We start from the raw sequence: 18,383 nt of genomic DNA, 5'->3' as shown, positions 1-18,383 counted from the left end.
CCACAGGTGTAGCCGCTGGCATTACGGCGGCGTTTGAGATCTTCAGGAAAGGTAGTCTATGGGCAAGGAAGCCACCCGCGTTCGTCGTCGTGAGCGCAAGAACATCGCCTCCGGCGTCGCGCACGTGAACTCGTCGTTCAACAACACGACCATCACCATCACCGACGCGCAGGGCAACACGATTGCCTGGTCCTCCGCCGGCACGATGGGCTTCAAGGGCTCGCGCAAGTCGACCCCGTATGCCGCACAGGTTGCCGCCGAGGACGTGTCGAAGAAGGCGCAGGAGCACGGCATGCGCACGCTGGAAGTCGAAGTCGCCGGTCCCGGTTCGGGCCGCGAATCGGCGCTCCGGGCGCTCCAGGCCGCGGGCTTCACCGTCACCTCGATCCGTGACGTGACCACGATCCCGCACAACGGTTGCCGTCCCCGCAAGCGTCGGCGCGTTTGATACCAGATTGCGGGCGCATTGGCGCCCGCAATGATTTTTTGCAAAGCCGTGGAAATGATCTGCGGCCTTTCTCCAACGCCAGTGCCTGCAACAGCAGTCTGACTGGCCTGTATGGGTGAAACAGTGACGATCCAGAAAAATTGGCAAGAACTGATTCGGCCGAACAAGCTGCAGGTACAGCCCGGCAGCGATCCGACCCGTTTCGCGACCATCGTCGCCGAACCGCTCGAGCGCGGCTTCGGCCAGACGCTCGGCAACGCGCTGCGCCGCATCCTGCTGTCCTCGCTCCAGGGCGCGGCGGTGCAGTCGGTGCACATCGACGGCGTGCTGCACGAGTTCTCCTCGATCGCGGGCGTCCGTGAGGACGTCACCGACATCGTGCTCAACATCAAGGACATCTCGATCAAGATGCAGGGCGAAGGCCCCAAGCGCATGGTCGTCAAGAAGTCCGGCCCGGGCGTCGTCACCGCCGGCGACATCCAGACCGTGGGCGACGTCGTCGTGCTCAATCCCGACCTGCAGATCTGCACGCTCGACGAGGGCGCCGAGATCCGCATGGAGTTCACGGTCGCAACCGGCAAGGGCTACGTTCCCGCCGAGCGCAACCGCCCCGAGGACGCGCCGATCGGCCTGATCCCGGTCGACAGCCTGTACTCGCCGGTCCGCAAGGTCTCCTACAAGGTCGAGAACACCCGCGAGGGCCAGATCCTCGACTACGACAAGCTGACCATGACAATCGAGACCAACGGCGCGCTGACGCCGGATGATTCCGTGGCCTACGCCGCGCGCATCCTGCAGGATCAGCTCAACGTGTTCGTCAACTTCGAAGAGCCGCGCAAGGAAGTCGCCCAGGAGATCATCCCGGACCTCGCCTTCAACCCGGCCTTCCTCAAGAAGGTGGACGAACTCGAGCTGTCGGTGCGTTCGGCCAATTGCTTGAAGAACGACAACATCGTCTACATCGGCGACCTCGTGCAGAAGAGCGAAGCGGAAATGCTCCGCACTCCGAACTTCGGCCGCAAGTCGCTGAACGAGATCAAGGAAGTGCTGGCCCAGATGGGTCTGCACCTCGGCATGGAAGTGCCGGGCTGGCCGCCGGAGAATATCGACGAGCTCGCCAAGCGCTTCGAGGATCACTACTGATCCGAACGACAACAGGCTAAGGCGCGAATTCATCGCGCCTTAGCGGGCGAACGCAGGCAGCCCACCTGAGCAACTGGTCCGACGAACCGTCGCGACGAATGAAATTCAAGGAATGAAAAAATGCGTCACGGCAAGGTTCATCGTAAGCTCAACCGCACCGCCGAGCATCGCCGCGCGATGTTCGCCAACATGTGCGCCGCGCTGATCAAGCACGAGCAGATCGTCACCACGCTGCCGAAGGCGAAGGAATTGCGTCCGATCGTCGAGAAGCTGATTACCCTCGGCAAGAAGGGCGGGCTGGCCATGCGCCGCCAGGCCATCTCCGAGATGCGCGACAAGGATCAGGTCCGGAAGCTGTTCGACACGCTCGCGCCCCGCTACAAGGATCGCCAAGGCGGCTACACCCGCATCATCAAGGCCGGCTTCCGCTACGGCGACAACGCCGCGATGGCCGTGATCGAGTTCGTCGATCGTGACGTTGATGCCAAGGGCCAGGACTCCGGTCCGGTGCAGGAAAAGGAAGCCGAGGCGGCGTAAGCCGACCGGTAGAGAGTTTTCAGAAAGCGGCGCCTTCGGGCGCCGCTTTTTTATTAGCCGTCCTTGTTCGTTAGGTCCCGTTCCTCACGCGTCGGTGAGTGCCGATTGCTATCGTGCCGGTAGCGCCCAATATCTCCGTCAGCATCAACGGAGATCACGCATGAACATCGACCTTTCCGGAAAGACCGCCCTCGTGACCGGCTCGACCGCCGGGATCGGCCACGCCATCGCCGAGGGCCTTGCCGGCTCGGGTGCGAGCGTCGTGATCAACGGACGCGGCCAGGACAAGGTCGATGCGGCCGTGCGCAAGCTGGAGGGAGCGGGGGCCAAGGTCCGCGGCATCGCCGCCGACGTCTCGACCGCTGCCGGCTGCAAGGCGCTAGCCGCGGCGCTGCCAGACGTCGACATCCTCATCAACAATGCCGGCATCTTCGCGTCGAAAGATTTTTTCGACATTCCGGACGAGGACTGGAGTCGCTTCTTCGAGGTCAACGTGATGAGCGGCGTGCGTCTCTCGCGCGCGTATATGAACGGCATGCTCAAGCGTAACTGGGGCCGAATCGTCTTCATCTCGTCGGAGTCCGGGCTCAACATTCCCGTCGAGATGATCCACTATGGAATGAGCAAGACGGCCCAGCTCTCGGTCGCGCGCGGCCTGGCGCAGCTCACACGCGGCACCGGCGTCACCGTCAATTCCGTGCTGCCGGGCCCGACCATGTCGGAGGGCGTGGAGACGTTCGTGAAGGATCTTGCCAAGCAGAACGGCCAGTCGGTCGATGAGGCCGCGGCCAATTTCGTCAAACAGCATCGCCCAAGCTCGCTGCTCCAGCGCTTCGCCAGCGTCGACGAAATCGCCAACATGGTGGTCTATGTCGCCTCGAAGGAAGCGTCCGCAACCAACGGTGCGGCGCTGCGCGCGGAAGGCGGCATCGTCAACACGATTGCCTGAGGCCAATTCATGCCGGCCTATGTGATCTCGGAGGTCGAGGCGCGCGATCAGGCCGCGATGGAGGCCTATCGCGGCTTGGCGGCGCAAACCATCGCGCAATATGGCGGCCGCTACCTCGCGCGCGGCGGTGCCGCTGAGGTGGTGGAGGGCGGCCCGCCGCCCAAGACCATCATCATCGTAGAGTTTCCCTCGATCGAACGCGCGCGCGAATGGTACGCGTCGCCGGAATATGCGGCGGCGCTCAAACTGCGGCGGACCGCGCTGGAGCGGCGGTTGATGTTCGTTGAAGGCGTGGTTCCAGTCTAGCTGGTCTGCTCGCTTGCCCCTTCAATTCACGACGTGACCGGCTAAAACTCCGGCTCATGCTCTGGCCCCTGTCGACGCGCCATAAACGCCTGTTCAGGCTGACATCCGCGCGATGGCAGCGGCGGGCAATCTTCGTGCTCGGTGGGATCGGGGTTGGCGCCGCGGCGGTGGCGCTGGCGCAACTCGCCGATCTCGCCCAGCACGCCTTTGCGCTGCTGTTGGCCCAGTCCCGGTACGCCGTGCTCGCGGTGACACCTCTCGGCTTCATGCTCTCGGCCTATCTAACCACCCGGCTGTTCCCGAACGCACAGGGCAGCGGCATTCCTCAGGCGATCGCCGCACGGCATCTGACCGACCAGACGGCGCGCGAGAGCCTGGTCTCGACCCGAATCGCGATCGGCAAGGTGATCCTCACCTTGTTCGGTCTGCTGTGCGGTGGCTCGGTCGGCCGGGAAGGACCGAGCGTTCAAGTCGGCGCTTCCATCATGTTCGCGCTCGGACGCGTCTCGCCACGCCGCCAGCCCGGATTGATCCTGGCCGGCGCGGCCGCCGGCGTCGCGGCCGCCTTCAACACGCCGCTGGCAGGCGTCTTCGGCATCGAGGAGATGAGCCGGGCTTTCGAGACGCGTACCAGCAGTCTCATCATCGCGGCGGTGATCGCGGCCGGCCTGACCTCGCTCGCGCTGATGGGCAACTACGCCTATTTCGGCAGCAGTGCGATGTCGCTGGCCCCCGGTGCCGACTGGCTGGCGGTTCCGGTGTGCGGCGTGGTCGGCGGTTTGGCCGGCGGCCTCTTCAGCCGCATCGTCATCGTGATGGCGCGCGGCTTGGCCCATCCTTTCGGACGCGCGGTGAAGGGCCACCCTCTGTGGTTCGCGCTTGCGTGCGGATTGGCGGTCGCGATCTGCGGCATCGTCTCCGGCGATACGATCTATGGCACAGGCTACCAGCAGGTAAAGACGGCCCTGGAGCAGGGCGCACCGCTGCCGCAGGACTTCGGCATCCTCAAGCTTCTCGCCACCACCTTCGCGGCGATCAGTGGCATACCCGGCGGAATTTTTTCGCCGTCACTCGCCGTCGGTGCCGGCCTCGGCAGCAATATCGCATCCTTCTTCCACGACGCTCCGCTCGGTGCGATCATGTTGCTCGGCATGGTCTCCTATTTTGCCGGTGTGGTGCAGGCGCCGATCACCGCTTTCGTCATCGTGACCGAGATGACCGATAACCATGCCATGGTGGTGCCGTTGATGGCCGCCGCCCTGATTGCACATGCCACATCGCGGATGATCTGCGAGGAAGGGATCTACCACGCGCTCGCCAAGGGCTTTATCGAGCGGGCGACGCGTCCGCCTGAGACGAATGCGGCGCCCACTTCGCGCTAAGACCTACCACCCCTCCAGCACGATCTTGCCGCGCGACTTGCCGCTCTCCAAAAGCGCGTGGGCCCGCTTGAGATTGGCCGCATTGATCGTGCCAAAGGTCTGGTCGAGCGTCGTGCGCAGCACGCCCTTGTCGATGAGGTCGGCGACGTCGTTCAGCAGATGATGCTGCGCGATCATGTCGGCGGTCTGGAACGATGAGCGCGTGAACATCGATTCCCAATGCACCGAGATCGCCTTGCCCTTGAACGTGCTCATGGTGAACTCCGGGGGATCGTCGATCAGACCGAACCGCCCCTGTGGCGCCATCAAATCGGCGATGCTCTTGTAGTGCTGGTCCGTGAAGGTGAGGCTCGCCACCAGCGCGACCGGCGGCAGCTTGAGCTTCTCGATCTGCTCCTTCATCGGCTTACCGTGGTCAATCACCGCATGCGCGCCGAGATCGAGGCACCATTTTTGCGATTCCGGCCGCGTCGCGGTCGCGAGCACCGTCAGCCCGGTGAGGCGGCGGGCGAGCTGGATCAGGATCGAGCCGACACCGCCGGCGCCGCCCGTGATCAAGAGCGTACGCGGATCGACACTCTTGCCGGGCACCGCACCAAGCCGGTCGAACAACAGCTCCCAGGCGGTGATGGAGGTGAGGGGAAGGGCGGCTGCCTGCGCGAACGACAGGCTCTTCGGCTTGTTGCCGACGATACGCTCGTCAACCAGATGGAATTCGGAATTGGTGCCCTGGCGCAGGATCGAGCCGGCGTAAAATACCTCGTCGCCCGGCTTGAACAACGTGACGTCGGGACCAACGGCTTCGATCACGCCGGCCGCGTCATAGCCCAAAATCTTCGTTTCCCCCTCGGGCGGGGCGGCGCGCTTGCGCACCTTGTAGTCGACCGGATTGGCCGAGATCGCCTTCACGGCCACGCGGATATCACGGCCCTTGGGTTCGGGCTTAGCGGTCTCGAAATCGCACAGCGCGTCCTGTTCCTCGATCGGAAGCGACTTTTTGTAACCAACGGCCTTCATGGCTAGTCTCCTTCAGATAGCGGCGTTGCAGATGCGGGGTCCCGGGTCCGCGTTTTGCGCGCCCCGGGACGACAGGCGAGACCTAGAACGCGAACTGCGTCCGCATCGCGACCGCATCGAACTTCGAGCCGACATCGGCGGTCGAGATCGGCGAGGCCTGCCTCGACACCGTGCCATGCAAATAGTCCAGCATGAAACGGACGTTGCCGTTGACATACCAGTTCAGCGCCGCCGTGTAGACGGTCTGCCGACCGCCTGCGATGCCAGTGGCGGTCCCGAGTTGATCGTTGAGGTCAATCGTGGAGAAGCGTCCCGCGACTTCCCACGCACCCCAGCCGCCGCCCTCGAGCGAGAACGGATGCGCCGGCTTGACGCCGCCATAGGCCGCATTCGCCGCATTATAGCTGCGACCCTCGCCTGTCAGCACGTAGCCGGCCTGCGCGTAGCCGCCCTGGAATTTGAGGCTCGGCGCACCCAGCGGCGGCAGGCCGGTATTGGCGCTCCGATCGATGTTGTACCAGAAATACTCGCCTTGCAGGATCAGTGGTCCATAGGTTGCGGCCGCTTCAACGCTGTAGACCTGCGCGCCGGAGGCATTGGCGATTGCGCCGGTCGTGGCCAGTGCCGTGGGATCGATGCGCAGTTCCGGGCGGTCGCTGAGTGTCACCGTCTGTGCGCCCGTCACCATGTTGCGCGACGGCTGGATCAGCCATTCGGCGTTTCCGCCAAGATGCAGCGAGTAATCCTTGGCGCTGACGACCTGGCCGGCAACGCGGGCGACGGCGCCATACTGCTCGGAAGCACCGTTCGGTGCTACGCTCGACGCCGAATGGATCGCGCCGGTCGAGGGTCCCGTGACATAGCCGCCGATCCAGAGCTGGTCGTTGTACCAGCGCGTGCCGATCGCCGAGCGGAAGTCGCCCGCTGCGATGCTGGTGGCGACGATGCCGGCTGAGGCGCGCTCCATGAACATGATGTCGTTGGAGCTCGTGGCCTCATCGAGGGTGTAGGGCAGGTCCATGATGCCGCCCTCGATGGCCATCTTGCCGCCGAACGGTTTCAGGCCGGTGTAGCTGAGATAGGCATTCTCGACGCCGGAGACGCCGCCGCCGGGCAGCGACCCCGGAGCTGCGCCGCCAAACCCGTCGGAGGAGCCGCCGAAGTCGTAGACCAGCGCGAAATTCCAGTCGTGGAAGAACTTGCCGGCGAGACCGATGCGCGCGCGGCGGACATTCTCGCCGCTGTCGAGCTTTTGCGGCACGGTTGCCGCCGTGTTGGGCCGATAGTCGTAGCCGCCGACATCCCAATGCACGCGGCCTGTGATCCCGACGCAGTTTGCCCCATCGGCAGTGCAGATGGTCGGCCGGTTATTCGGCATCGTCACGACGACGCCGGATGCGGGCGCCGGTCCCTTGAGCGGGATCGCCGCGTTGGCGTTGGCGACCGCGGCCTTCGCTTCGGAACGCGCTTCGGCTTTCGCCTCCGCCTTGGCTTCGGTCCTGGCCTTTGCCGCAGCGGCAGTGTTCGCGGCGGTCTGGCTCTGGAGTTTGTCGAGCTTCTGCTCCAGCATCTTCAACTGCTGCTTCAGGAGCGCGATCTCCTGGTCACTGCTGCTCGCCGATTGGGCCTGGGCCTGCGAAGCTGCCAGTGCGGCGGCGAGACCAATCGCCGTGGCTGCAATTCTTGTCCTGCTCACGTCATGACTCCATCGTTTGACGAACTTCCCCAAGTCGCTGCCGGAGAGCCTAGATATGATCGATGACTGCCCCGCGACGCTGCGCCCGGTTGCGCGGTTCCCAGTGGTGTAAATTCGTCGCAACCGAATCCGCCTTGCACCACCATGCAAGATGACGCACATCATGCCAATGCACAGCCCCGCCAAATTGCCATTTGGCACGCAGAGCTTGCAGGCCGGACACACCAAAAAGGGGGCCGAATATGCCGCCGGGCGCCTTCTATTGGGGGGCGAACGCGCCTATATTCCGGCGTCTTTTCCAAGAGGTAGGAATGTTTCGATCGACCTGGACCGCCGTCGTCACGGCGCTGTGCATAGCCTTTTCGGCCAACTTCAATCCGGCCGCCGCGCAAGACCGCCGAGTGCCGTCCTCGCCCGCCGAACTGCGGCTGTCCTATGCGCCGATCGTGCAGCGGGTGCAGCCGGCAGTCGTCAACGTCTATGCCGCCAAGGTGGTGCAGAACCGCAATCCGCTGCTCGACGACCCGATCTTCCGCCGCTTCTTCGGCGTGCCCGGCCAGCAGCAGGAGCAGGTGCAGCGCTCGCTCGGTTCGGGCGTGATCGTCGATGCGTCCGGGCTCGTCGTCACCAACGTCCATGTCATCGAAGGCGCCGACCAGGTCAAGGTGTCGCTGTCGGACAAACGTGAGTTCGAGGCCGAGATCGTGCTGAAGGACTCTCGCAGCGATCTCGCGGTTCTGCGTCTGAAGGACACCAAGGAGAAGTTTCCGGCTCTCGAATTCACCAATTCGGACGAGCTGCTGGTAGGCGACGTCGTGATGGCGATCGGCAATCCCTTCGGCGTCGGCCAGACCGTGACCCACGGCATCATCTCGGCCCTGGCGCGCACGCAGGTCGGTATCACCGACTACCAGTTTTTCATCCAGACCGACGCGGCGATCAATCCCGGCAATTCTGGCGGCGCGCTGGTCGACATGAACGGCCGGCTCGCGGGCATCAACACCGCGATCTATTCTCGCTCCGGCGGCTCGCAGGGCATCGGCTTCGCGATCCCCGCCAACATGGTGCGCGTCGTCGTCGCCTCCGCCAAAGGCGGCGGCAAGGCGGTAAAGCGGCCCTGGCTCGGCGCGAAGCTGCAGGCGGTGACGCCGGAGATCGCCGAGAGTCTCGGCCTGCGTTCGCCGACCGGTGCGCTGGTCGCAAGCGTCGTTCCGAACGGACCGGCGGCCAAGGCCGGGCTGAAATCCTCCGACCTGATCGTCTCGATCGACGGCCAGACCGTGGATGATCCCAACGCCTTCGACTATCGCTTCGCCACACGGCCGCTCGGCGGCACGGCGCAGATCGACGTGCAGCGCGGCGGCAAGCCGGTCAAGCTGACGGTGGCGCTGGACGCCGCGCCCGATACCGGCCGCAACGAGCTCGTCATCACCGCGCGCTCGCCTCTCCAGGGCGCCAAGGTCTCGACCATCACCCCGGCGCTCGCCGACGAACTGCATCTGGACGCCGACACCGAAGGCGTCGTGGTCACCGATCTTGGCGGCGACAGCGCGGCCGCGAATGTCGGCTTTCAGAAGGGCGACGTCATCCTGGCGGTCAACAACCAAAAGATCAGCAAGACCAGCGACCTCGAAAAGGCGGCGGCCGAGCGCCAGCGCATCTGGCGCATCACGCTGGTGCGAGGGGGTCAGCAGATCAACGTCACGCTGGGCGGATGAGTCCGAAGCGACCACAGGAGACGCCAACTCTCTTCGCTGCGGCGGGGCTCGATCACGAGGCTCCGCATCCGCTGCCGGATCGGCTGCGACCGCGCGCGCTCTCGGAGGTCGTCGGCCAGGATCACATCCTGGGTCCCGACGGCGCGCTGACGCGCATGCTGGAGACGCGCACGCTGGGCTCGCTGGTGTTCTGGGGCCCGCCCGGCACCGGCAAGACCACGGTCGCGAGGCTGCTCGCGGACGCCACCGATTTGCACTTCGAGCAGATCTCCGCGGTGTTCTCCGGCGTCGCCGATTTGAAGAAGGCCTTTGAGGCCGCGCGTGCACGCCGCGAGATGGGCAAGGGCACGCTGCTGTTCGTCGACGAGGTGCATCGCTTCAACCGCGCCCAGCAGGATTCGTTTCTGCCCGTCATGGAAGACGGCACGGTGGTGATGGTCGGCGCTACCACCGAAAACCCGTCCTTCGAGCTCAACGCGGCGCTTCTGTCCCGGGCGCGTGTGCTGGTGTTTCGCTCGCTCGACGCGACCGCGATCGAAAAGCTGTTTGCACATGCCGAGGAGGTCGAGGGCCGCAAGCTGCCGCTCGACGAGGAAGCGCGGGCCGTGCTGGTGCGCATGGCCGATGGCGACGGCCGCGCTTCGCTGACGCTCGTCGAGGAAGTCTGGCGCGCCGCGCGCAAGGACGAGATTTTCGACGCCGCGCAGTTGCAGGAGATATTGCAGCGCCGCGCGCCGATCTATGATAAGTCGGCCGACGGCCATTACAATTTGATCTCGGCGCTGCACAAGTCGGTGCGGGGCTCCGATCCCGATGCCGCGCTGTATTATCTCGCGCGCATGCTCGATGCCGGCGAGGATCCGCTGTTTCTGGCCCGCCGCGTCGTGCGCATGGCGGTCGAGGATATCGGGCTTGCCGATCCGCAGGCGCTGGTCATTGCCAACGCCGCCAAAGACGCCTTCGACTTCCTCGGTCATCCCGAAGGCGAGCTCGCGATCGCGCAGGCGGTGGTCTATCTCGCCACCGCACCGAAATCGAATGCCGTCTACACCGCCTTCGGCAAGGCGATGCAGGTCGCAAAGCAGGCCGGCTCACTGCTGCCGCCGAAACATATCCTCAACTCGCCGACCAAGCTGATGAAGTCGGAAGGCTACGGCGCATCTTACGAATACGACCATGACGCCCCCGACGCCTTTTCCGGCCAGGACTACTTTCCGGAGGCCCTGGGCCGCCAGACCTTCTACGACCCGCCCGACCGCGGGTTCGAGCGGGAGATCAGGAAGCGGCTGGATTATTGGGCCAAGTTGCGGAAGGAGCGGGGTGGCTGAAGCCAAAATCGCCATTTCGCCGTGACGTGAGGCCGCTTTTGAGCTAGGCAGGCACCATGAGCCGCCGCATCAAAAGAACCGATCCAAAGCCCCGTTCGCGCGATGAGCGCAAGGAGGCGCGCCCGTTTAAGGCGCGCAGCGCGAAGCCTGCTGGGCTGCGGCCGGGCGGCAAGCCGGGCACGAAGCCGCCGCGCTTTGCCAGCGAGCGCGTCGAGCGGCGCGCGCCCAAAGCCGAACCGGAAAAGGCTGCACCGGCAAAGCCCGTCGAGGCATTGCTGCCGACGAAGGTGCAGACCGTCAAGGTGACAGCCGACGAGAACAACATGCGCGTCGATCGCTTCCTTGAAGCGCACTTTCCCGGCCTGTCGTTCTCCCACATTCAGCGCGTCGTTCGCAAAGGCGAGCTGCGCGTCGACGGCAAGCGCGTCGACAGCAAGGATCGCCTGGAGGAGGGCCAGAGCGTTCGCATTCCGCCGCTGAAGCTCGACACGCCGAAGGCGCCCAACCCGCAGTCGGAGGCGGCGCAAAAGACGCTTGCCGCGCTGAAGGAGATGACGATCTACGAGGACGACGACGTTCTCGTGCTGAACAAGCCGGCCGGACTTGCAGTGCAGGGCGGCTCGGGCATGACGCGACACATCGATCAGATGCTGGAGGTGATGCGCGATTCCAAGGGCCAGAAGCCGCGCCTCGTGCACCGCATCGACAGGGAGACGTCGGGCTGTCTCCTGGTCGCCAAGACCCGCTTTGCCGCCTCGCATCTGACCGGCGCGTTCCGTTCGCGGTCGGCGCGAAAAACCTATTGGGCGCTGGTGCCGGGACTACCGAAGCCGAAGCAGGGCCGCATCTCGACATTCCTTGCCAAGGAGGAGAGCGAGGACGACACCATCATGCGCATCGCCCAGCATGGCGACGAGGGCGCAAGCCACGCGGTAACGTACTATGCGGTGGTCGAGACCGCCGGCAACAAGCTGACCTGGGTGTCGCTGAAGCCGGTGACGGGGCGCACCCACCAGCTGCGCGCCCACATGGAACATATCGGTCACCCCATCGTCGGCGATCCCAAATATTTCAACATCGAGAATTGGCAATTGCCGGGCGGCCTGCAAAACCGGCTGCATCTGCTGGCGCGCCGCATCGTCATTCCGCATCCGCGCGGCGGCTTCATCGACGCCACCGCGCCGCTGCCGCAGCACATGCAGCAGTCGTGGAACCTGCTCGGGCTCGATGCAAGCCGGTTTGATCCGATCGAGAACGCGCCGGAAGAGTAGTTGAGTTTGCGATCGGGTTGCTTCGCTGCGCCCCGAAATAATGAAGCCCGCTCAATTCCGAAACTGCTCCAGAAACATACGCAGGCTATCGTGCGGGCTCTCGACATCCGTGATCAACCAGCCCTCGGGCCCGCTGACCAGGATGAAATTTAAGGTCACCGGCCGGCCGCGGTTGTCAAAATTCGCCGCGACATAGGTCTTGTCGTATTGCCTGCGAATGACCGCGATGGCGACGGGGCCGAGTTTCCAGCTCGGGCTCTGCACCAGAAAATCGTAGGGCGCGACCTGCGGCGCGGACCACACCTTGCGCAAGGAAGGGTCGAAGAATTGCCGGGCGGTGGCGGCATCCCGCGGCAGGCCTTTTGAGAGCTCCGGCGCGCCTTGGCCGTAATGAGCGTAGACGTTGCGGACCACCGATTCCGGAGTCCGAAAGCCGGCCTGCGCCGCGGCCGGCCAAAACCCGGCTAGCAGAGCCACAATGCCCGCAAGTTCCCTCATACCTGCCGCTCGCTTTATCGGTCGCCGCTCTTACCTTACAAGCCTAGCATTGAGTGATCAGGGCCGAAAACCAGATGCGCGAATTGTTCGATGAAGTTGCGGGGCGATCCCCGCTCGATCCGCAAGAGGCGGTCCGCCAGGCCTCGCGCGTGCCGTTGCGCAAGCGCTTCTACAAGGAGGTTGGGGTGGCCGAGGCCGAAGGCGGCTTCGCCATCACACTCGATGGCAAGGCGATCCGCACGCCCTCTGGCCGCCAGGTGGTGATCCCTTCGCGCGCGCTAGCCGATGCAGTCGCCACGGAATGGGCGGATCAGAAAGAGACGATCAATCCCATGACCATGCCGCTGACGCGGATCGCCAATAGCGTGGTCGAGGGTGTCGTCGACCGCGTCGATCTCGTCACGGAAGACCTCGCAAAATACCTCCAGTCCGATCTGCTGTTCTACCGCGCCGGCCATCCCGAGGGACTTGTCGCCCGGGAGGCCGCGCATTGGGATCCCGTGCTGTTCTGGGCCGCGGAGACGCTGGGCGCGCATTTCATCCTGTCCGAAGGCGTCATGCATGTGACGCAGCCGGCGGAGGCGCTCCAGGCCGCGCGTGCGGCGCTGCCGGGGGATGCTTGGTCGGTCGCCGCCCTCCACGTGATCACCACTCTGACCGGCTCGGCCCTGCTGGCGCTGGCGCTCGCCCATGGCGTACGGGACGCCGACCAGGTCTGGGCGGCGGCTTATGTCGACGAGGACTGGAATGCCGAGAAATGGGGCGTGGACGAAGAAGCGGCCGGCCGCCGCGCTGCCCGTCTGCGGGATTTCGAGGCTGCCGTGGCGGTTTTGAACGCCGTGAGGCCGCCCGTGGCCAAGGGTCCTTAACGAGAGGTTTACGAGGGCGGCCTTAGGGTAGGACCCGCGCTCCCCGGGCCCCTCGCGATGCCGACGCCGATAAGCTCGATTCTTCCCGTCAGTGCCGCCAGCCCTGTTGCTGACGCGGCGACGCCCGATCTTGTGCTGCAGGCCGGCAGCGTCGTCGACGCCAGAGTGGTCAGCGTGCTCGCCGATAATCTGGTGCGGATCGCGATCGCCAACCTCTCGATGGATGTGCTGTCCGAGGTGGCGCTGACACCAGGACAAAATCTTCAGCTTGCGGTGTCGCAGAACGGCGGCACCATCCGGCTCGCCGTCATGGGCGGGGCAGGCGAGGCGGCCGCCGATCAGGTCACGCTGACGCCTGCTGCGGCCTCGCTGGTTGACAGCCCCTCGCTTGCTCCGTCGGCGGGCGCGGGACGCAACGTGCTGACGCCATCGGAGCAGGTCGCCGTTACCGCAGCTTCGGCCGAGGCGGTCACAAAACAGGGCAGCCAGGCGCCGCTGTTCGCCAATCTGGCCGCGGTGGTCACCGGCAGCGATCTTCCGGCGGGGCTGAAGCAGGCGATGCTGGGCGTGCTGGCGCAGCAGACGCCGCTCAACACCGGGCTCGATGGCGGCGACGTCGAATCCGCTTTCCAGAGATCCGGGCTGCTCCTAGAGGCCTCGCTCGCCGCAGGCGCGACGCCGTCCTCCGCCACGATGCCGGATTTGAAAGCCGCGCTTCTGGTGCTGCGGCAGACGCTGGCAACGCTCGAGACGGCGCCACAGACGCAAGGTGCCACCCTTCCAGCCGGTACCGGGGCAACACCGCAGGTCGCTACCGCGCAGACGCAGGCTGCACAGGCCGCCTTGCCCGCAACGGAACCCGAGATCGCCCAATCACCGCAAATGCCGCGCAGCGCCAATCTCGCGGCCGCTGTGCTGGCGGACATAGCTGGCGGTGCGCCGCAGGCTGCGATGCCGCGAACCATATCTGCGGGCCTTGCCGCGAGCCTCCTGCAAGAGATCACGCAAAACCTGCCGCGCATGATGGGCAATTTGCCGGGCTCGAACAAAGCCGTGCCCGACGGACAAATTTTCGAAGCCGCCGCGCGCGCGACGCCACCGCCGGTTCGCGGCGCATTACCGTCGCCGCAATCCATCGCCTCGCCGTCACTCGCGCCCGATACGCCGCTCGCCGCGACCGTGCATCGGTTGCTCGATGATACCGATGCCGCGATCGCGCGCCAGACCTTGCTCCAGGTCGCTTCGCTCCCCGATCGCACCGATGCCAGCGGTCACAGGATCGATCCGACCGTGCCGCAGTGGAATTTCGAGATTCCATTCGCGACGCCGCAGGGCACGGCAATGGCGCAGTTCGAGATCTCGCGCGACGGCGGCAATGAATCCGCCGATCCCGCCGGGCGCGCCTGGCGCGCGCGCTTCACACTCAGTGTCGAGCCGGCCGGCCCCGTGCACGCTTTGATTACCCTGAACGGCGACACGACCTTCGTGCGGATGTGGGCGGAGCGGCCGGCGACCGCACAGCAGCTTCGCGCCGGAATCGGTGAGCTCAACCAGGCCCTGACCAGGGCCGAGCTCAAGCCCGGCGACATCCTGGTCCGCGATGGCACCCCGCCACAGCCCGCACCGGCCCGCGCCGGCCACTTCCTGGATCGCGCCACATGAGCGACCCGTCGAAGCTTGCGATTGCGCTCCATTATGAGAAGGGCAGCAACGCGCCTGTCGTCGTCGCCAAGGGGAAGGGCACGATCGGCGAAAAGATCATCGAGATCGCCAAGGCCAACGACATCCCGATTGAGGAAAACGAGATCCTGGCCGGCGCGCTGTCCAAGGTCGAGCTCGGCGAGGAGATCCCGCCCGACCTCTACAAGGCCGTCGCCGAAGTGCTGGTGTTCGTGCTGCGGCTGTCGGGTAGGCGGTAGAGCATGATCCGCAAAAGTGTGCAGCGGTTTTCCGAAGAGATCATGCTCAAGAAATAACCTGTCATCGTTTCACCACGATAGCGGCTGCATGGTCGGAGCCTTCTTCATCGCGTAAACGGACACCGCCAGTGCTCACCCGCCGTTCGACTCTCGGTCTTCTCGCCGCAACCGCGATCCTGCCGTCGCGCGCACTCGCCCATGTCGCGCCGCCGCGCAACGAGATTCGTGACAGCCTCGCAAAGCGCTTCACCGACCTCGGTACGGCCGGGACGTTCGTCGGCTACAAGGTCGAGGATTATCTCGTCATCGCGAGCGACAAGGAACGTTCGGGCGAGGCGAAGCTGCCGGCTTCGACCTTCAAGATACCGAACTCGCTGATCGCGCTCGAAACTGGCGTCGTCGCCGATCCCGACAAGGACGTATTTCCCTGGGATGGCGTGAAGCGTCCGATCGAGGCCTGGAACAAGGATCACACACTGCGCAGCGCGATTCTCGTGAGCGCGGTACCGGTCTATCAGGAGATCGCGCGCCGGATCGGACAAGAGCGCATGCAAAAATACGTCGATCTGTTCGACTACGGCAACCGCGACATCGGCGGCGGCATCGACCAGTTCTGGCTCACCGGCGCCTTGCGCATCGATCCGGTCGAGCAGGTCGATTTCGTCGACAGGCTGCGCCGCCGCGCGCTGCCGATCTCCAAACGCAGCCAGGACCTCGTCGCTGACATCCTGCCGGTGACCAAAGTCGGCGATAGCGTCATTCGCGCCAAGTCCGGGCTGCTTGGCGCCGAGCGCGGCGAGCCGTCGCTTGGCTGGATGGTGGGCTGGGCAGAGAAGGGCGAAGCGCACACCGTGTTCGCGCTCAATATGGACTGCAAGGAGCCGCGTCTGGTCGGCGAGCGCATGCCGCTGACGCAAGCCTGCCTTGCCGAGATCGGCGCGATCTAGCGCTACCAAGCCGGTGCCGCTCGACTAGCATCCTCCGGATCAAGAAAAATCGGGAGGACAACATGAACTCAACGCCACTCTGGCTGTCGTCGCTGACGCTTGCTGCCGCGGGCGGCTGGCTCGCCGCCACGATGTTTGCCGGTCCCGCCACCAGCAGGGAGCCGCGCTTTCCGCAGCTCACCATGGACCAGCTCGACGCCAAGCAGAAACCGCTCGGCGAGCAGATCATGAAGGTCTCGAGCGTCGGCATCGGCGGTCCCTACAATCCGATGATCCGCAGCCCGGTGCTCGGCCAGCGCCTGTTCGACCTGTTCCACTATCTGCGCTGGGAAACCTCGGTCCCGACAAAGCTCAACGAGTTCGCGATCCTGATCATCGGGCGGCAATGGCGCTCGCAGGTCGAATGGTATGCCCATGCGCCGCTCGCGGCGAAGGCGGGCCTGTCGCCTGACATCATCGCGGAGCTGAAGGCCAATAAGCGACCGTCGAAGATGGCCGAGGACGAGACCGTCGTCTACGACTTCGTCACCGAGCTCACCACGACCAGGAAGATCGCCGACGAGACTTACGCGCGCGCGAAGAAGGTCTTCAACGACCAGCAGATCGTCGACCTCACCGCGGTCGCCGGCAATTACGTGATGGTCGCGATGCTGCTGGCAATGGCGGAGGAGACCGTGCCGCCGGACAAGCAGGAGCCGTTCAAGCCGGGCGAGCCGTAGCCTCCGTCATTGCGAGGAGCCCTTGCGACGAAGCAATCCAGGCTGGCTCCGCTGCGAGATTCTGGATTGCTTCGCTGCGCTCGCAATGACGGAGTATTTGGCGCCGACGCCGGCTCCCAAGGCCAGCTGCTTCCCAGCGCTACCCCAGCTTGAACAGCGCTTGCAAAAATCCCTCCACGGCCTTGCGCGACTCGGCGGCAGTCGTTGGATTACCGCCGACATGCGGATCGAGCTCGACGCAAGCGTCTAGCGCGATGGCAATTTGATGCGCGCGGATCGCTCCCGCGTCATGGCCGGGCTTGTCCCGGCCATCCACGACCTTTCTCATCGGCTTCAAGCACGTGGATGCCCGGGACAAGCCCGGGCATGACGCCCAATCGTGAATGTGATTGCGCGGGCCTCAGGCGGGATCGGCCTTTTTCACCGTCAGCGCCTGGTCGATGGCAAAACCGCCGATCTCGCTCATCACCTGCGAGATCACGTCGCCCTTGCGGGCAAAGCCGGCGGAGAGGACATCGAACTGGGTGCGCGCCAGCCGCAGCACCTCGATCGGCACGGAGATGGCGGTCTCGTTCAAACTGTCGAGCGAGGCGTGCAGCGTCTCCAGCTCGCTTGTGAGCTTGCCGATATGGCCCTCCGCGTGCTGCATCAGGCCGAGCAGGTTGCCGCGCTCCGCATCGAATGCCGCGCGCTCGGCCGCCGCGGCCGCGGTGACTTCGGCAAGCTGGCTGCGCAGCCCGTCGATTTGCTTGACCATGGCGTCGGACGCCATCTCACCGGCCTCGCGCAATTCGCTGTTGCGCGTGTTCTCTTCGTGCTCCCGGTGATAGAGGCGTTCCGCCGACATCGCCCGCTGCGCCAGCGACTCGATCAGCGCGGCCGCGCGCAGCAGCATCTCGCCGTTCCGCCCCGACACCATGCTGGCCATGCGCCGCAGGAAGTCGGTGGTTTCGGACGACGAGTTCGGCGGCAGGGGAACGACCGTCGCGGACATGTGGTGATGCTTGCAGCCGGAAATGATGACCGCCGCCGTACCGACTGAGCTCACGCAACATTCGGCGCCTGATCGCAAGCCTGGAGCAAGCCTGAATCGGCAGGCCCGGTCAACCGGGCGGGACCAGATTTGCAACTGCGTCAGTGGTTCTTCTGCCGGCCGATCCGGCCGAGATGGGTGAAGCCGAACCCGGCCGAATATTTCAGGCCATAGCCGAGCGCCCGGTCGAGGCCGATATGGGCGAGCCAGATCAAGGCGATGGACAGGGTGAGCGGCGAGGCGAGGCCGAAACCGAAGGTCAGCAGCGTGACTGGGGCCATGTAGCTGTGGGCGGCGTTGTAGACCAGCGCGCCGAATTTGGCGTCCGACAGATATGCCAGGAAGCTCAGATCCGGGACGAAGAACAGCAGGGCGAACACGAGTCATGAGCCGTCCCAGGCCCAGTAGAGCATCACCATGCCCACGAAGAGGGTCAGTCCCTCCAGCCGCAGCAGGATGTTGACGCCGCCCGTCGCCGCGCCGGCCTCGGCCGTTCCTTCGGTCATGCTCGTCTCCCAGGCAAAACTTTGAATTCCTTGCGCTTTCCCGCTGCGGCAAGGCAGCCCTGCGAGGTCGAAAGGCGCTTTCCGGCTCGCAAAATGC

The 18,383-nt window shown here is 65.0% G+C and carries 18 protein-coding genes and 2 pseudogenes; 14 read left to right on the top strand and 6 right to left on the bottom strand.

Annotated elements, in window-relative coordinates; genetic code table 11:
- The first annotated feature begins 58 nt into the window (after positions 1 to 58).
- The 6 genes from rpsK to GWG67_RS05370 all read left to right on the top strand — a co-directional run bounded on the left by rpsK (position 59) and on the right by GWG67_RS05370 (position 4,765).
- Entirely contained in the window at positions 59 to 448 is a 390-nt protein-coding gene (rpsK, locus tag GWG67_RS05395) for a 30S ribosomal protein S11 (protein ID WP_007603045.1), read from the top strand.
- A gap of 111 nt (positions 449 to 559) precedes the next feature.
- Positions 560 to 1,591, top strand: coding sequence for a DNA-directed RNA polymerase subunit alpha (locus GWG67_RS05390; RefSeq protein WP_007603046.1), 1,032 nt, complete (start codon positions 560 to 562; stop codon positions 1,589 to 1,591).
- 120 nt (positions 1,592 to 1,711) lie between these two features.
- The gene (gene rplQ, locus GWG67_RS05385) at positions 1,712 to 2,128 is read left to right on the top strand and encodes a 50S ribosomal protein L17 (protein ID WP_275168098.1); all 417 of its coding nucleotides are present in this window, start codon (positions 1,712 to 1,714) and stop codon (positions 2,126 to 2,128) included.
- A 160-nt stretch (positions 2,129 to 2,288) separates the two neighbouring features.
- Entirely contained in the window at positions 2,289 to 3,077 is a 789-nt protein-coding gene (locus tag GWG67_RS05380) for an SDR family NAD(P)-dependent oxidoreductase (protein WP_275168096.1), read from the top strand.
- A 9-nt stretch (positions 3,078 to 3,086) separates the two neighbouring features.
- The gene (locus tag GWG67_RS05375; protein WP_275168095.1) at positions 3,087 to 3,383 is read left to right on the top strand and encodes a DUF1330 domain-containing protein; all 297 of its coding nucleotides are present in this window, start codon (positions 3,087 to 3,089) and stop codon (positions 3,381 to 3,383) included.
- A 56-nt stretch (positions 3,384 to 3,439) separates the two neighbouring features.
- The gene (locus GWG67_RS05370; protein WP_275168094.1) at positions 3,440 to 4,765 is read left to right on the top strand and encodes a chloride channel protein; all 1,326 of its coding nucleotides are present in this window, start codon (positions 3,440 to 3,442) and stop codon (positions 4,763 to 4,765) included.
- 3 nt (positions 4,766 to 4,768) lie between these two features.
- On the opposite strand, the gene GWG67_RS05365 is transcribed toward GWG67_RS05370, so the two are convergent.
- Positions 4,769 to 5,782: a zinc-binding alcohol dehydrogenase family protein gene (locus GWG67_RS05365; protein WP_275168093.1), complete on the bottom strand. Its 1,014-nt coding sequence runs from the start codon at positions 5,780 to 5,782 to the stop codon at positions 4,769 to 4,771.
- Between the two features lie 82 nt (positions 5,783 to 5,864).
- On the bottom strand, positions 5,865 to 7,478 hold the full coding sequence (locus tag GWG67_RS05360) for an OprO/OprP family phosphate-selective porin (protein ID WP_275168092.1): 1,614 nt from the start codon (positions 7,476 to 7,478) through the stop codon (positions 5,865 to 5,867).
- Between the two features lie 311 nt (positions 7,479 to 7,789).
- Here GWG67_RS05360 and GWG67_RS05355 point away from each other — a divergent pair, with 311 nt between their 5' ends.
- From GWG67_RS05355 to GWG67_RS05345, 3 genes are read left to right on the top strand one after another with little or no spacing between them, the layout of a single operon-like run.
- A complete protein-coding gene (locus GWG67_RS05355; RefSeq protein ID WP_275168091.1) occupies positions 7,790 to 9,196 on the top strand; it encodes a DegQ family serine endoprotease in 1,407 nt (468 codons plus the stop codon).
- Positions 9,193 to 10,524 carry a replication-associated recombination protein A gene (locus tag GWG67_RS05350; protein ID WP_275168090.1) on the top strand — a complete coding sequence of 444 codons (1,332 nt, stop codon included), beginning with the start codon at positions 9,193 to 9,195 and terminating at the stop codon, positions 10,522 to 10,524. Before GWG67_RS05355 ends, GWG67_RS05350 begins: the two co-directional genes overlap by 4 nt.
- A gap of 56 nt (positions 10,525 to 10,580) precedes the next feature.
- Complete coding sequence (locus GWG67_RS05345; protein WP_275168088.1) at positions 10,581 to 11,795, top strand: RluA family pseudouridine synthase; 1,215 nt, start codon at positions 10,581 to 10,583, stop codon at positions 11,793 to 11,795.
- A 51-nt stretch (positions 11,796 to 11,846) separates the two neighbouring features.
- Here the strand turns inward: GWG67_RS05345 and GWG67_RS05340 are convergent, their stop codons facing one another.
- On the bottom strand, positions 11,847 to 12,293 hold the full coding sequence (locus GWG67_RS05340; RefSeq protein WP_275168087.1) for a hypothetical protein: 447 nt from the start codon (positions 12,291 to 12,293) through the stop codon (positions 11,847 to 11,849).
- A gap of 74 nt (positions 12,294 to 12,367) precedes the next feature.
- Between GWG67_RS05340 and GWG67_RS05335 the strand changes: the two genes are divergently transcribed.
- From GWG67_RS05335 to GWG67_RS05315, 5 genes are all read left to right on the top strand, one after another.
- Positions 12,368 to 13,162 carry an ATP12 family chaperone protein gene (locus GWG67_RS05335; RefSeq protein ID WP_275168086.1) on the top strand — a complete coding sequence of 265 codons (795 nt, stop codon included), beginning with the start codon at positions 12,368 to 12,370 and terminating at the stop codon, positions 13,160 to 13,162.
- 57 nt (positions 13,163 to 13,219) lie between these two features.
- Positions 13,220 to 14,824: a flagellar hook-length control protein FliK gene (locus GWG67_RS05330; protein WP_275168085.1), complete on the top strand. Its 1,605-nt coding sequence runs from the start codon at positions 13,220 to 13,222 to the stop codon at positions 14,822 to 14,824.
- Positions 14,821 to 15,081 (top strand): EscU/YscU/HrcU family type III secretion system export apparatus switch protein, encoded by a 261-nt coding sequence (locus tag GWG67_RS05325; RefSeq protein ID WP_275168084.1) that lies wholly within the window; start codon positions 14,821 to 14,823, stop codon positions 15,079 to 15,081. The genes GWG67_RS05330 and GWG67_RS05325 overlap by 4 nt, the downstream gene beginning before the upstream one ends.
- Positions 15,082 to 15,209: 128 nt before the next feature.
- Positions 15,210 to 16,028, top strand: a complete 819-nt coding sequence (locus GWG67_RS05320; RefSeq protein ID WP_275168083.1) for a penicillin-binding transpeptidase domain-containing protein — start codon at positions 15,210 to 15,212, stop codon at positions 16,026 to 16,028.
- Between the two features lie 62 nt (positions 16,029 to 16,090).
- Positions 16,091 to 16,747, top strand: coding sequence for a carboxymuconolactone decarboxylase family protein (locus tag GWG67_RS05315; RefSeq protein WP_275168082.1), 657 nt, complete (start codon positions 16,091 to 16,093; stop codon positions 16,745 to 16,747).
- Positions 16,748 to 16,886: 139 nt separating this feature from the next.
- On the opposite strand, the pseudogene GWG67_RS05310 reads toward GWG67_RS05315, so the two are convergent.
- From GWG67_RS05310 to GWG67_RS05300, 3 genes and pseudogenes are all read right to left on the bottom strand, one after another.
- Positions 16,887 to 16,994, bottom strand: a pseudogene (locus GWG67_RS05310) (carboxymethylenebutenolidase); the annotation flags it as partial.
- A gap of 153 nt (positions 16,995 to 17,147) precedes the next feature.
- Positions 17,148 to 17,741, bottom strand: coding sequence for a hypothetical protein (locus GWG67_RS05305; protein ID WP_275168406.1), 594 nt, complete (start codon positions 17,739 to 17,741; stop codon positions 17,148 to 17,150).
- 140 nt (positions 17,742 to 17,881) lie between these two features.
- Positions 17,882 to 18,286 (bottom strand): annotated as a pseudogene (locus GWG67_RS05300) (DUF4260 domain-containing protein).
- Between the last annotated feature and the right edge of the window lie 97 nt (positions 18,287 to 18,383).

This window comes from Bradyrhizobium sp. CSS354, from assembly GCF_029051725.1.
Taxonomy (GTDB): Bacteria; Pseudomonadota; Alphaproteobacteria; order Rhizobiales; family Xanthobacteraceae; genus Bradyrhizobium.
Note: the sequence above shows the minus strand (reverse complement) of the source record. Positions and strands in the feature narration are given on the sequence as shown.